The following is a 13,153-nucleotide window of genomic DNA, read 5'->3' on the forward strand; positions in this document are numbered from 1 at the left end:
CTCCTACCCTGTTAATTTGATTATCATTATTTTTAAAGTTTGTGACACCTAAAATATGAGACGAAAAAGTATTGTAACCACAGAATAATTTTTTCAAAAAAGGACTTTCTTCTTGGGTAAATTCAATTATCAAACGAGGTAAAGAAAAGTTTGGTTTTTTACCATGCCCAAAGCTCAAAAACGAAACTTCGACCATGCACAACGGCATAATACTCCTACTATAAATAATCAAGTGATAAGCCTGAGGCATGGCTGCGCTTACCGCCAATCAATTAGAAGCCTTATTAACTCCAGCGATTGCTAACCAACAAAAATACTATAAACAATTAGGATTACGAGATAGAATTCTAAATTTATCATTAATGGTGGCAGCAGTTTTAACTCTCTTATGGAGACAAGTTCCAGGTGTACAAGAGTTAACCCGGCTGTTAGCAAGGGAAGATTTACTTTGGTGTCGTGCCACCAAAGTTGCCCAACAATCTCTATCAGAAAGATTTTTAGTTTTTCCAGCAGAGTTATTTGAGAATGTCTTTAAAGATTTATTGCTTCAGTTGCAGCAGAATTGGAAGCAAAGAACTCAACGACTATTACCAGTTAGTGTTAAGTTTGCACTCAATAACTTTGAACGGATCTGGATTGCCGATGGCTCAACAGAGGCCCTATTTCAGAAGCTAAAAAGCCTAGAAGACTTGAAAACAGGGCAATTAGCAGGTAAAATTTGTACAGTTATTGATTTGGTTACTCGAATACAATTTGAAGTTTGGTTTCACACTAACCCTGCCGCATCAGAAACGAGATTGAATATCCTGCCTAAGTCATTAAGGTTTCAAAAGTATTTGAGTCGAGAACCGTGCAATTAAAAGCTGTTACCCCTGTATTTGATGTCTGTTTAGGGTCATAGCTACCCTGGTGAGTCGTAAAATTCCAAAATTCAATCAAGTTTTGCAGTACAATATTCAACTATTCGCCGCGATCGCGTAACGTCCTGATAGCATTAACGGCATCCGGGTTCATTGGATGGCTAAGGTCTACACTCCTTAACAGGACATTAGTATCTAGGAGATAAGCCACTTAGGCTCGTTCTTCATAAATACTTGAGCGGCTTATGGCTTCATCAGAAAGCGACGGGAGGTTAAGCCCTTGATGGCTCTCTACCCACTCAGTAAATGCTTCCACCCACTCTTGGGAGGTTGCAGTTTCATAAAAAGGGCGTTCTGTTGATGCTTGTACCAGCTGCTCAAGCATGGTGTTTAAGTGAGGTTTAATCTCCGATGGAGTACGGTTGGAAATCTTCGCTAACAAATGGGTAATTGTTTCAATATCCTGACTATGGGATTGTTCTAAATCACTCATAACGGATTTTGGTTGACTGTTGATAGCTGAAACATCATCTAATTCAAGTTAATCGCTTATTTTTCAGCTTAAAGTATTTCAACTAAATTAACTTTGTTTGAGCTAACTGCAAGTGGGTTTAAATGTGAGAAAAATTAAACTACTGGGTTTGATATTAATTAGTTTGGCAATGGTGTTGTGGTTTAATTTGCGTTCCTCAACACCGTCAATACCAACTGTTGCATTTTCACCACCAAAAACTATCCGCTACTTCGAGCGCACTTTGCCCCAAAGCATCGCTCATATCCTGCTGATTCCAGCTAATAGCAGATTTTTGGTAACTCCTGCACTATCACAAAAGGTAGCCACGGTAGAGGAATTTGCCCAGAAGCATCAAGCCGTAGCTATCTTGAACGCAGGCTTTTTTGACCCAGCCAACCAAAAATCTACATCATATATTGTCTTACAAGGGAAGTTGGTAGCTGACCCCAAAAAAAACGAGCGGCTGGTGAACAATCCCAACTTAAAACCTTACCTGAGTCAAATATTCAATCGCACAGAATTCCGCCGCTATTTATGTGGGCAAACTATCAGCTATTCGATTGCTCTACACAGTCAGTCACCACCAGCAGGTTGTCGGTTAGTCGATGCTATAGGTGCAGGGCCAAGCCTATTACCAGAACTAACTTTAGCAAAAGAAGGCTTTGTAGATAATTCCAATAAACGAGATGCACTTGGCAGCAACCAACCCAACGCCAGAACTGCCGTAGGTATTACCCGTGATGGCAGCGTTGTTTTAGTTATGGTGGCTCAAAAACCGTCGGCTCCCGCTAACTCTGGGGTGTCGTTGCCAGCATTAGCTGATTTTATGAAAACTCTTGGTGCTGAGAAAGCGATGAATCTAGATGGCGGAAGTTCCTCTTCGCTTTATTACAATGGCAAAACTTTTTACGGGAAGGTTGATTTGGAGAGAAATTATATCAAGCGTCCCGTGAAATCAGTTTTGCTGGTTCAGGAAAATTAGTTATCTGTCTCATTAAATTTGATACGTTTGTAGTGAGGACTTTAGTCCTCAAATATTCAAGCACGCTTTGTGCTTACTACAAACCTATCAAAACTTTTGCGATAAACCACTAGTTTTGAACGCTATCTAAGGGAGCAAGTCTTTACTTTCCCCTTACAGCCGACTGCGAAAACCCTGTCTTCCATTAACTTGGTCAAAGAGGACATCGTATTTATCAAAAAATGCGATGCCAGTATTTACAAATATAGGAAGTTCTGCCTGTGGCGAGATACTCAAATTCCAGCGATTAACTCCGTCGCGGGTTCCTGGTGTCAGGCTGTAATCAAAAATGCTATTAATTGCTACTTTCAAAGCATTTGCTGAACGTAACACTCCTGGTTTTAGTTTACCTGCTATAGTAGCTGACTTGAATTCAGTCAAACCATTAATAGTTCCAGTATCAGTGATCATTGTGCCATTACAAGAATTTTTAGCAGAACTTCCAGCAAGAGTTAAACAAACTTTACTCAGTTGAGAGTCCCATCTATTACCAGGTACACCATTAATTTCGCTTTGTTTACTCCAAGCAGCCATTTTGAAATCTACTTGATTATCAGCAGTTAAACCGAGGATTAAACTACCATTCTTGTTACTACCACCATTTCCAATCACGATAAATCCGTTACTCAGATTGCCTGGTAATTTTCTCAACGGATTATAGGGAAGTGACTTTTCAAAATAGTTGACACCGATAATACCGGAAAATGGCACACCACTCTTTGCTGAACAATTCGGCTTTTGGGCAGTACATTGGCGACTAGTAACAAGCTGTACCGGAACGGGTTCTGCGGCGGGAAGCAAACCAAATCGGATGTTAGTATAAACTAATTCTCCCTCCAGGATAGTACCGTCACTTAATACCTCCTTGATATTTTGTCCCGTTCTGCGGATTGGGGCATTACCTAAAAATTCTTTGGGAACTCGCAACCCTGCTGAACCTGTATCTAATAAGATACGCCTTGGTTGACCACCTGCGATCGCCATTTCCAAAAAATACCCGCGAACACGTTGACCTAGAGAAGGTTTTGTGTATAAAGGTAGGGATATGGTATCAAAAGTTGGTTTACGGGGTATATTTTGAGAGATGTCGCGCAACGCTGGGTTTGGGTAAAGAGCCGCAAATGCTGACTGTCGTTGCTCTGCTGGTTCCGGTGCGATATCCCAAAGGCTTTCGTAGTAGAAAAAGCCGATACCTAAACCGCGTTGTTGCGCTGCTTGTACCTGGGATTCAATTTGTGGTATGGAAACTGGGCGATTTCGTAACCCCGCCATAATACCGATACCAGTTGGGATGATTTGTTTTGTTTCTAAAATTTCTGGGCGGGTAATTTGAGCGATAAAACTTTCTAAATCATTACGGTACACCTGCATAACCAACTCATCGACAATACCCAACCGTACCCAATTCAGCCAGTCTTGCAGTTGCAGCTTATAGGCAAAATCATAATAATTAGGAGCAACTGAGAAGATAGCATTCGGCTTTCTAGCTTTCACAGTTTGGTGGAGGTCTACCATGAATGCAGTAATTTTATCTGCCCGCCATTTTATCCATGCTTGGGCTTGGGGATTGGGTGGGGGAGGATTGCCAGTTTCTTGAGTATATAGACTAATTGTGTACTTATCGTAACCAAAATCCACAGGTAAACTCATGTGGTCGTCAAATTGAACGCCATCAGCATCGTATTGAGTAATGATTTCCATCACCAGTTCGGTGATAAACTTTTGCACTTCCGGGTGAAACGGATTCAACCACGCTACTTCACCCGCAGCACTAATTGAAGTTTGAGTCCCATCCGGCTTTTGTGTCAGCCAATCTGAATGCTGGGATGCAAGTTCCGAAGTTAGGGGAACCATGAAACCAAATTCAAACCAAGGTATTGCTAGTAGACCTTCTCTGCGGGCTTGGGTGATAATGTCTGCAATCACATCTTGTCCATCTATTCCCTTAAAGAAGAAGGGAATATCCATTTTTTGCATGATGGCGCTGGGGTATTGCGTATAGCCATCGTTCCACACTACCGGATAAACAGTATTAAAGTTTAACTGCCGCAGTTGGCTCATAGCTGCAAGCACCTGTGAGCGATTTCGGAAAACGCTAAAATCGTTACCACTCAGCCACACCCCCCGAATTTCCTGACGAGGTTGAGGAGGTAGTTGGGCAACGGTAGGGGCAAAAGTGTTGAGTAGCAATACCGCAACGAATGATATCAGACATAATAATGGCAGCAGACGCTTCCTTAAAAGCCACCAACCTTGATGAATGAGGCGACTAGGCGCAACTCTACCAGACGCTTTGCGTAGCTTGCTGCTACATAGGAGTAAGCCTCTACGTACAGGTTTAAATAGTAAGTTAATTAGAGTAGCATTAATTTCTATGGTTTTTTCCCAGAACTGAGTTGTCATTACTTCTGCTTACTAAATGAGGTTAATTGGTTATATTTCATTCCATATCAACATTAAATTGCTGCACCAGGAAAACTGATACATTAATTTAGCTGCAAGATAGTTGACGCAGTTATCGGGTTAGTGGTGCCAAATAGAAATGTTTCAAATGTAACCTGTAATATATTTTGGCTACTCTCACGCCTACGCCTGGTAAATTTTTTGCATAGCACCATTTATCCTATTGGAATTAAGTCACAATGATAATACGCAATCATAGAGGGTGCTGTTATGTTTCGTCTAACTCAAACTGTTCGGAACTTGTTCCTTCGTCTTCAAGGCTTGCTTAGTGTTTTATTCAAAAGTGTTTCCAATTTCGTAGGAAATTTTTTTGGTTTATTTGCCAAGCTGTTCGGATTTACTAAGTCTGATTATTTCTTGGAATCTAATCAGGAGCAAGGTATAAAACAAGCTTCTGCAAAAGAGCCAATTGAAACGAATCAGGATAACACTCCTAAAATTTCCGCCACTACCCGCCGTCGTCCTAATGCCAAAATTGACGACTACTTCCTGAATATGGCTCGTGATGTGAAAAAGAACTAACAAAAGCCATCAATTGGATGGTGATCTTAGTAATGCGTTAGGGAAGCTCGCCGTAGGCATCGCTTTGCTAGAGTAAGATCCATCTCAATTAGGCTTGACACAAACACTCAGGAGAGTTTGAGCCTTCACCATGCCTAAATTTAGCAGTGCGAAGCGTTAGCGAGTCTTGCCTACGGCACGCTGCGCGAATGAGCGTCATAGCCCATCGTAGACATCGCTCTTAGATCAAAAAAATACCCTAAGCTTTCTGTTGCTTATCGCTTGAGCATTGCGGCGATCAGGCTACAGATTTTTTGTTTGACTTTTTTTAGATATTGTGATTTTGGTTGGGAGCGATCGCTCCTCACGCTATTAATTGTGTTTTAATCGCCGTCGATTGATAGGCTTTATCTTCTGAGGTCACTCTCAATACGGTTCGGTTAAGGTTGTTTGATAGAAAAATAGGCGTAGCCCAACCCAAGCATCGCACCTTTAAAATAACTATATCCAGCTTGAGGCTGGACAATAGCTAGAAATATTTTTGAAATTGAATGCTTACTTGATTTTTAACTTACTAAATCAACCAAGGCGTTGCTCTGAAAGCGGACAATAGATGAAACTGAGCAACCCCGATAATTCTCAGATGTGAATACTGATAGTGTGATATTAGCTTGACCAGGATCTAAGATGCGTTTTACCTTGCAGATTTGCATTTTGTTGTTGCAGTAAGCAACAATGCGATCGCCAGCCTTAACTTCCAATGCTTGAATTTTCAATTAATACCAACCTTGCCAGGAATTTGCTTCGTTAAAGGAAAAATATATTGCTATGTTTCACTTTTTTTAACAATAGCAATGTTTATTTAAGTATAACACAAAAATTTAAGTTGTTAATTTTATCAATTTAATCTTGATAATGTCAAGTTTATTTATGCTCAAAACGCTATATAAATGCTGGATTTTCAGAAAATAAGCATAAAATCCCGACCTTCGCGCAGCCTCTAGACCAAAAGCCTCATCTGAAAAATCCAGATGGTGGGAAACCTCCTATCTAACTTCTCTAAAGCTAAATTTTTGCGAGTATAGATTTTTTCCTTCTATGTTTTTGTTACAATTAATGAAATTTTTACCTAAAAATACTACTATGGCTTTATATGCTGAATTACATAGACATCTAGGCGGCTCGGTCGTACCACGAGTTTTATGGCGATATTTCGAGCGACATTCTTCGGAGTTGATTTCCCGCTTTGGTGACTATTCAGAATTTGAAGATTTTTACACTCGTCCACGCAACACCCTGGATGAGTATCTAGAATTACACACCTTGGTAGAAAGTGTGCAAACTGTGGAGACTTTGCCTTACTTTATCTATCGCTTGGTGCGCGGTGCTTACATTTTTGAAAATTTGGCTTATCTGGAACTGCGCTACACTCCGTATTTGCGGACACCTGAGCATCTAAATCAATCACAGAGAATTGACAAGATGGCAGAAATTGTGCAAGTAGTAGGGCTTGCCAGCCACCAGCCAGAATATCCGATTGTTACTAGCCAAATTCTCTGTATGCATACGCGCCTACCCTACGAGGTGAACAAGGCGATTGTTGATTTGGCGGCGCAAAATAAGCAGTATGTCTGTGCAGTAGATGTAGCGGGGGGTGATAGCTATTATGTTGATCGCTTAGAAGAATGGATTAGCTTATATGATTATGCGCGATCGCTGGGTGTTAAAACCACTGGACATCTATATGAAACCACTGCTGGCTGTTACCCTGAACTGTTACCTTATCTCATGCGAATCGGTCACGGTATCCAAATCCCCTTACTATATCCAGAGTTACTTAATGATGTAGCTAGACGCGGACAGTGTTTAGAGGTTTGCCCCACAACTTACCTAAAAACTGGTACTTTGCAGGATATACGTCAACTCAAACTAGTTTTTGACCGTTGTTTTGAAGCTGGGGTAGATATCGCTATTTGTACTGATAATGCTGGATTGCACAATGTGCGTCTGCCATTTGAGTATGAAAATCTCTTGACTTACGACATTATTAATTTTGCACAACTACAAGCTTGTCAGGATGCAGCTTTCCGTCATGCTTTTGCTTGGCCTTACACTCAACGTCCTGCATCCCTGTTGAATGGGTTACTGAAACCTGAACCACCTAAAGTTTTGGCAATAAGGGATAGTAATTAACTACATCTAGAGGTAAGCAGAAAGTAAGATGATTTAATGTTAATTAATGTTGCACTCAGTGCGTTTTTTTGATGCTGTAGAGAAAGCCGTAATGCACAGTAGATATCTTGCAAAAGTCAATTTTTTAGGCATTAAACCACAGATGCACGCAGATAATTCATCGGTGTTTATCTGTGGTTTCCTTTTCGTTAATTCGGATTTTTGCTGAACCTATCCCAATAATAATATTTTGTTAATATTGTTTGTGAATGCCATAATTCATCCAGTAGCTGAAAAGTAACGCCGACGTAACATCAAACTAATCCCAATTACACATATACCGAATAGGGTTGCGTTAGTTCTTGGTTCTGGAGTTTTCTGCGGTGTCTGGAAGGAACCACTCAAAAAAGCTTGACCTTTTAAAGGAGCAGTTGGATCTTGATCGAGTGACTCAATTTCACTAAAGTTAAATATGCCTGTAGCATCGCTGAACTTGCCCGCACCACCAGTAATAGTTATAGTACCAGAACCTACTAATTTGCGGTTGATAAAGTCAAATGAAGCAGTCGCACTACTGCTGCCAAATAATTTATCATCGCCACTGCCAAAAAACTCATCTCTGCCGATTGGCAGGCCTTGTAAACCAAATTTTTCTGGGTTTTGAAGGAATACGAGATTACCAGTATTGGGATCAATTCGGCTATAGTTATTTATGCTTAAAAAGTTAGTTAGACCGTAAGCAGCATCAGAATTAAAGCCTGAAACAAATGCTTTTGATACGTTGGTCGATGGAATAGGTGTGAGAGTGACTTCCGTGTTGTATACTACATCGAATGGATAAATTGTCTGGGCGATCGCTTTTGCAGAACTCGCACCCACACTAACTAAAGAGAAAACTAGCCCAACAAGACATATACTATGCGATCGCAGTGTCATTTTAAGGCCTCTACTATAAAAGAATATTGGCTTTGACAACGAGCAGAATCTTTTGCTATGAGCTAAAGAATCAATTTTCTAGTAAGTAAACGTATGATACCAATTCGTAATTCGTAGCTCGCCATAAATGCTACCACGTCAGCAATTTATTGTACATCTCCCAGTTTGCCAAAGGTTGCTGGGGCTAAACCGTTAATTTGTTCTTCTGTTTTGCCTTTGCCTATACTTTTAAAGATGAAAACACTTTCAGTAAATTGCAAAGTTTTCCTGAATAGCGATGGCCAATTATATTATCAGTACTATAAAGTTATAGAAAGCACTTATTATATAATTAAAAATTATAATCATAAAAATAGCCTCCTCATCACGCTCAACTTCCTCATCCCCCGACTTCCTCTGCACCCAGAAGCTATAAACTATAATTTATGGCATCTACTATTCAAGCTCTACCAACAGAAGTCGTATATCTTATTACAGCTGGTGAGGTAATCGACTCTTTAGCTTCTGTGGTGCGGGAATTGGTAGAAAATTCCCTAGACGCAGGTGCAACGCGAATTGTGGTTTCTTTATGGCCGCAGCAATGGCGAATTCGTGTGGCAGATAATGGTTATGGAATGAACCTAGATGATTTGCAACAAGCAGCCACAGCCCACAGCACGAGTAAAATTCGCTCTAGTGCCGATTTATGGAAAATAAACAGTTTGGGATTTCGTGGTGAGGCGTTACACAGTTTAACGACTCTGGCAGATTTAGAAATTTTGAGTCGTCCTGTGGGTGGAAAATTAGGATGGCGGATTAGCTATGGCAATGGCGGGAAAGTTGTGCAAGTTGAAGTAACTGCGATCGCACCTGGTACAGTGGTGACAGTTTCTCATCTTTTCGGTAGTTGCTCATCTCGTCGTCAGGGATTGCCCACAGCAGCACAGCAAATGAAAGCCGTGCAAGCTACAATTCAACAAATCGCTATGTGTCATCCCCATGTTACTTGGCAGATTTGGCAAAATGACCGTCAATGGTTCACCATCTCTCCAGCTGCGACAACTGGGCAATTGCTACCGCAGATTTTACCCCAGGTGCGACAAGGTGATTTGCAAGAAGTGAAACTCGAAATACCTAACCCTCTCAACTCCTCACTCCTGACTCCTAATTCCAGTACAGACGCGATTAATCGCCTCTCTACTCCTAACTCCGCACTAAACTTAGTGGTAGGATTACCGGATCGCTGTCATCGTCATCGTCCAGATTGGGTACGTGTAGCCATTAACGGACGGATGGTTAAGACACCAGAACTAGAGCAAACAATATTATCAGCATTTCACAGAACATTACCACGCGATCGCTATCCAATTTGTTTCTTACATCTTGCTATTTCCCCCGATCAAATTAACTGGAATCGCAATCCAGCAAAAACAGAAATTTACCTCAACGAAATAATTTATTGGCAAGAGCAAATTACCCAAGCAATTAACCAAGCACTCAGCATTTCTTCTAACAATCTCAAAGAAGCTGTTCATACAACACGAGTTAGTAAATTACTCAAAGCCGCAGAAGCCAAAGGCGACTACAATTTCAATCCTCAAAATCCCAACCTTTGTACAGACGCGATTAATCGCGTCTCTCCTAACTCCTTAAAAGCTGTCGCTCAAGTTAGCAACACCTATATTGTGGCGGAACATCCAAGTGGTGTGTGGTTGGTGGAACAGCACATTGCCCATGAGCGAGTTTTGTATGAGCAATTGTGTGATAATTGGCAACTAGTTTCCGTCCAACCGCCAATCATTCTTTATCAATTGTCCCCAGCACAAGTATCGCAACTGCAACGCATCGGTTTAGAAATAGAACCCTTTGGCGAACAACTTTGGGCAGTCCGTAACATACCTGCACCTTTGCAGCAGCGCGACGACTGTGCAGAAGCAATTTTAGAACTCAGTTGGGGAGGCGATTTACAAACAGCCCAAGTAGCTGTCGCCTGTCGCAGTGCCATTCGTAATGGTACACTCATGAACCAACAGGAAATGCAGACACTTTTAGATAATTGGCAACGCACTCGCAACCCTCGCACCTGTCCCCACGGACGCCCAATTTATCTATCCTTAGAAGAATCAGCTTTAGCCCGGTTTTTCCGGCGTAATTGGGTAATTGGTAAAAGTCATGGAATTTGATGTTTTCGATTAGACATCTTTTAGTCATCTTACTGTACATTAACTAATTATTTGTCACTGTTAACAGATTGATGTCATTTTTAACAAATTAATGTCCATTAAACAATCTGGATAAGGCATATCAAAAATGAACTGCTATGATCACAATACCAGTTTAACAATGCATGACTTATTAACTAAGGATATCGGCGCAAATAGTAAGTTGACAAGTTTTTGTCTCATTAATCCAAGAATTCCATGACTTTTACCAATCTTTCAACCCACCTATTTTTAAGAGAAGTTTGTAAAACTCTCCCCAAAAAAATTGTCAATTTTCAAAGTTTTCTTTCAGCCCTTTTCTAGCTAAGAATGCTTTTGAAACGCAAAAAAGTATTATCGTGCAAAGTCTCATTTTTCCTGCTTTTAAACCATCTTTAACTGAGAAGGGTGTTGAAATACTTCTGATTGCTTTTGTTTTTTGTGTGTCCACTCCTTTCAATCCGCCTCTAGCTGGGAGGGGTGTTGAAACCTGGAATTTGGATGACTCTGTAATCCTGTGGTCTGCTCTTTCAACCCGCCTCTAGCTGGGAGGGGTGTTGAAACCAGGATTGCTTGTCTTTCCTTATATTAACTTTACCTCTTTCAACCCGCCTCTAGCTGGGAGGGGTGTTGAAACTTGGAAGGTGCAGCCGCAGTACTTCCCACTATCTTTCAACCCGCCTCTAGCTGGGAGGGGTGTTGAAACAGTAGGCTTCACAAATCCATTGCCTACTATGCCATCCTTTCAACCCGCCTTTAGCTGGGAGGGGTGTTGAAACTCATCCTGAGATTTTACAGGTGAAAAACTGTAACTGCTTTCAACCCGCCTCTAGCTGGGAGGGGTGTTGAAACCGCTACTTTAATACGTTCAAAAGACTTGAATTTATGACTTTCAACCCGCCTCTAGCTGGGAGGGGTGTTGAAACTCCTTATTTTTCCGTTGACATAGTTGCACTGGGCAACTTTCAACCCGCCTCTAGCTGGGAGGGGTGTTGAAACCTCAGGTTCTTTTGCAGATTCATTACTACAGTTGCTTTCAACCCGCCTCTAGCTGGGAGGGGTGTTGAAACCTCTGCGCTTCAAACCCTTGATTTACCAATAGTTGTGAAGGCATTTTTGTCACGTCTCCCAAAATCGCCCGTCAGTTAATACTTAAAAAAGTAAATCAACTGACACATTAAAGGCTATAAACCTTATTAAACAAGCGATTTAAAGTTTTGGCACGAGTCCCAGGGAAATCGCCCCCGCTTTACCATGCCAAAAAATAATTAAGGTGGGTTCCTCCTTGGTCGGAGGTGATTCAGTAGCCACCACTGCGGTAAACCCGCACCTCTATTACTGGGGGCGCACTTTATTCCTGTCCACAAGGAACAGCAGCATCAAGGTGGGCAGCTACCAGGGTCAGAAAGCAAGACTGTTTAACAGCAGTCAAACTAACCCAAATTTACACAGCACAGAGGCTTATAACAAGCATGAACTGCGGCGCTATTGAATTTTCTTATTTTATTATCAAGGTTCGGTGTTTTGTCAATCAGTTTATTTTGCGAGAATGGTAAGCTGCGATCGCTAATTCTTTCGCTTTCTCTTGTGGACTACCTCGAATTGGCTGTTTTGACTCCTCTATAACAATTCCAGCTTTAACAGCTGACGAGTGAATATTTGCCATCAATCTGCCATAACTCCATTGATGAACGCTAACTCGGTACTGTTTGGCATACTTTTGTTGAACTTCTATTAAGTCTGATTTTTGTTCAGCTTTGGCTTGAACCTCACTTTGAACTTGCTCTCGCATATTGTCTAATTTGGGTAGAACAATACTTCCAGCAGAGTATGTTTGGGCGATTGCAATAATCTCTTTCGCTAGTAATCTGTCTATATATTCCCCTAACTCCGATTCTCCAAACCGATTAGGTGCAGCAAGCGTTTGAGCTATTTGGCGTTGGTGAGATAAAAAATGCTTTTGCTGTCTCTGTCGATTTAGCAGTTTGTAATTATCACCCAGTAGTTGTCTGATGCTGCGATAGGTAATTACTTGACCTGTAGTACCGTCTACTACCGCTAGCGTTGCAGGCTTTTCTAAGCCGAGGCTAATACCAACAATAATATGAGATTGTCCTTTATATAAAGGTTTCGTGGGGCGAGGAAAAGGGTTATTAATTCTGTCTAAGGTGGAGTTTTTCCGTTTTATGTGGGCTTGCTGTTTTTCATTAACTCACATCTTGCACCTGGAAAAATGGATGTGAAAACCGCAACTAAGTGCAAGAGGAATTAATCGCTTAATATCAAGTAAAAGAAGAGACACAACTATTTGAGGGAAAAATGATTCTCTTGCTGTTTGTGCTGCCTCTCCCCAATCAGGTGGTAATGGTAACTGAGTCTCCAGATAAGTCCAGTGAGCAATCAGGTAAGCGGTTAGAGAAAGGATGAACCAACGATACATTCAATAGCATTGTCCCTTGACCGAAGCGATGTAAGCCAAAGCGATGCTTTGCGGTCTTAAACCAAC

9 protein-coding genes, 2 pseudogenes and 1 CRISPR repeat array are annotated in these 13,153 nt (G+C 41.3%); of the genes and pseudogenes, 5 read left to right on the forward strand and 6 right to left on the reverse strand.

Annotated features, from left to right (window positions below; translation table 11 throughout):
* On the reverse strand, positions 1–250 hold a 250-nt coding region (locus ACFFAP_RS28130), incomplete at its 3' end, for a hypothetical protein (protein ID WP_375514320.1).
* Here ACFFAP_RS28130 and ACFFAP_RS28135 point away from each other — a divergent pair.
* Positions 249–797: pseudogene (locus ACFFAP_RS28135) on the forward strand (IS4 family transposase); the annotation flags it as partial. The gene ACFFAP_RS28130 and the pseudogene ACFFAP_RS28135 overlap by 2 nt on opposite strands.
* A gap of 274 nt (positions 798–1,071) precedes the next feature.
* On the opposite strand, the gene ACFFAP_RS28140 reads toward ACFFAP_RS28135, so the two are convergent.
* Positions 1,072–1,353, reverse strand: a complete 282-nt coding sequence (locus ACFFAP_RS28140) for a hypothetical protein (protein ID WP_375514321.1) — start codon at positions 1,351–1,353, stop codon at positions 1,072–1,074.
* A gap of 124 nt (positions 1,354–1,477) precedes the next feature.
* Here ACFFAP_RS28140 and ACFFAP_RS28145 point away from each other — a divergent pair, with 124 nt between their 5' ends.
* Positions 1,478–2,356 carry a phosphodiester glycosidase family protein gene (locus ACFFAP_RS28145; RefSeq protein WP_375514322.1) on the forward strand — a complete coding sequence of 293 codons (879 nt, stop codon included), beginning with the start codon at positions 1,478–1,480 and terminating at the stop codon, positions 2,354–2,356.
* A gap of 153 nt (positions 2,357–2,509) precedes the next feature.
* Here the strand turns inward: ACFFAP_RS28145 and ACFFAP_RS28150 are convergent, their stop codons facing one another.
* On the reverse strand, positions 2,510–4,798 hold the full coding sequence (locus ACFFAP_RS28150) for a glycoside hydrolase family 10 protein (protein WP_375514323.1): 2,289 nt from the start codon (positions 4,796–4,798) through the stop codon (positions 2,510–2,512).
* A 270-nt stretch (positions 4,799–5,068) separates the two neighbouring features.
* Between ACFFAP_RS28150 and ACFFAP_RS28155 the strand changes: the two genes are divergently transcribed.
* A complete protein-coding gene (locus tag ACFFAP_RS28155; RefSeq protein ID WP_375514324.1) occupies positions 5,069–5,380 on the forward strand; it encodes a threonine dehydratase in 312 nt (103 codons plus the stop codon).
* 545 nt (positions 5,381–5,925) lie between these two features.
* Here the strand turns inward: ACFFAP_RS28155 and ACFFAP_RS28160 are convergent.
* Entirely contained in the window at positions 5,926–6,135 is a 210-nt protein-coding gene (locus ACFFAP_RS28160; RefSeq protein WP_190890347.1) for a hypothetical protein, read from the reverse strand.
* 367 nt (positions 6,136–6,502) lie between these two features.
* On the opposite strand from ACFFAP_RS28160, the gene ACFFAP_RS28165 reads away from it, so the two are divergent.
* Complete coding sequence (locus tag ACFFAP_RS28165) at positions 6,503–7,552, forward strand: adenosine deaminase (protein WP_375514325.1); 1,050 nt, start codon at positions 6,503–6,505, stop codon at positions 7,550–7,552.
* A gap of 258 nt (positions 7,553–7,810) precedes the next feature.
* Here the strand turns inward: ACFFAP_RS28165 and ACFFAP_RS28170 are convergent, their stop codons facing one another.
* Positions 7,811–8,467 (reverse strand): hypothetical protein, encoded by a 657-nt coding sequence (locus tag ACFFAP_RS28170; protein WP_375514326.1) that lies wholly within the window; start codon positions 8,465–8,467, stop codon positions 7,811–7,813.
* A gap of 425 nt (positions 8,468–8,892) precedes the next feature.
* Here ACFFAP_RS28170 and mutL point away from each other — a divergent pair, with 425 nt between their 5' ends.
* On the forward strand, positions 8,893–10,629 hold the full coding sequence (gene mutL / locus ACFFAP_RS28175; RefSeq protein WP_375514327.1) for a DNA mismatch repair endonuclease MutL: 1,737 nt from the start codon (positions 8,893–8,895) through the stop codon (positions 10,627–10,629).
* Between the two features lie 399 nt (positions 10,630–11,028).
* Positions 11,029–11,717: a CRISPR direct-repeat array (repeat unit 37 nt; unit sequence CTTTCAACCCGCCTCTAGCTGGGAGGGGTGTTGAAAC).
* 461 nt (positions 11,718–12,178) lie between these two features.
* On the opposite strand, the pseudogene cas12k reads toward mutL, so the two are convergent.
* Positions 12,179–12,859: pseudogene (gene cas12k, locus ACFFAP_RS28180) on the reverse strand (type V CRISPR-associated protein Cas12k); the annotation flags it as partial.
* Positions 12,860–13,153: the final 294 nt, after the last annotated feature.

The sequence above is a fragment of the uncultured Nostoc sp. genome, assembly GCF_964245575.1.
GTDB lineage: Bacteria > Cyanobacteriota > Cyanobacteriia > Cyanobacteriales > Nostocaceae > Nostoc.

Excerpts from the sequence above, each read along its gene's own strand:
- ACFFAP_RS28140 (WP_375514321.1), bottom strand. The coding sequence starts at position 1,353 with ATGAGTGATTTAGAACAATCCCATAGTCAGGATATTGAAACAATTACC.
- ACFFAP_RS28150 (WP_375514323.1), bottom strand. The coding sequence starts at position 4,798 with ATGACAACTCAGTTCTGGGAAAAAACCATAGAAATTAATGCTACTCTA.
- ACFFAP_RS28155 (WP_375514324.1), top strand. The coding sequence starts at position 5,069 with ATGTTTCGTCTAACTCAAACTGTTCGGAACTTGTTCCTTCGTCTTCAA.
- ACFFAP_RS28165 (WP_375514325.1), top strand. The coding sequence starts at position 6,503 with ATGGCTTTATATGCTGAATTACATAGACATCTAGGCGGCTCGGTCGTA.
- ACFFAP_RS28170 (WP_375514326.1), bottom strand. The coding sequence starts at position 8,467 with ATGACACTGCGATCGCATAGTATATGTCTTGTTGGGCTAGTTTTCTCT.
- mutL (WP_375514327.1), top strand. The coding sequence starts at position 8,893 with ATGGCATCTACTATTCAAGCTCTACCAACAGAAGTCGTATATCTTATT.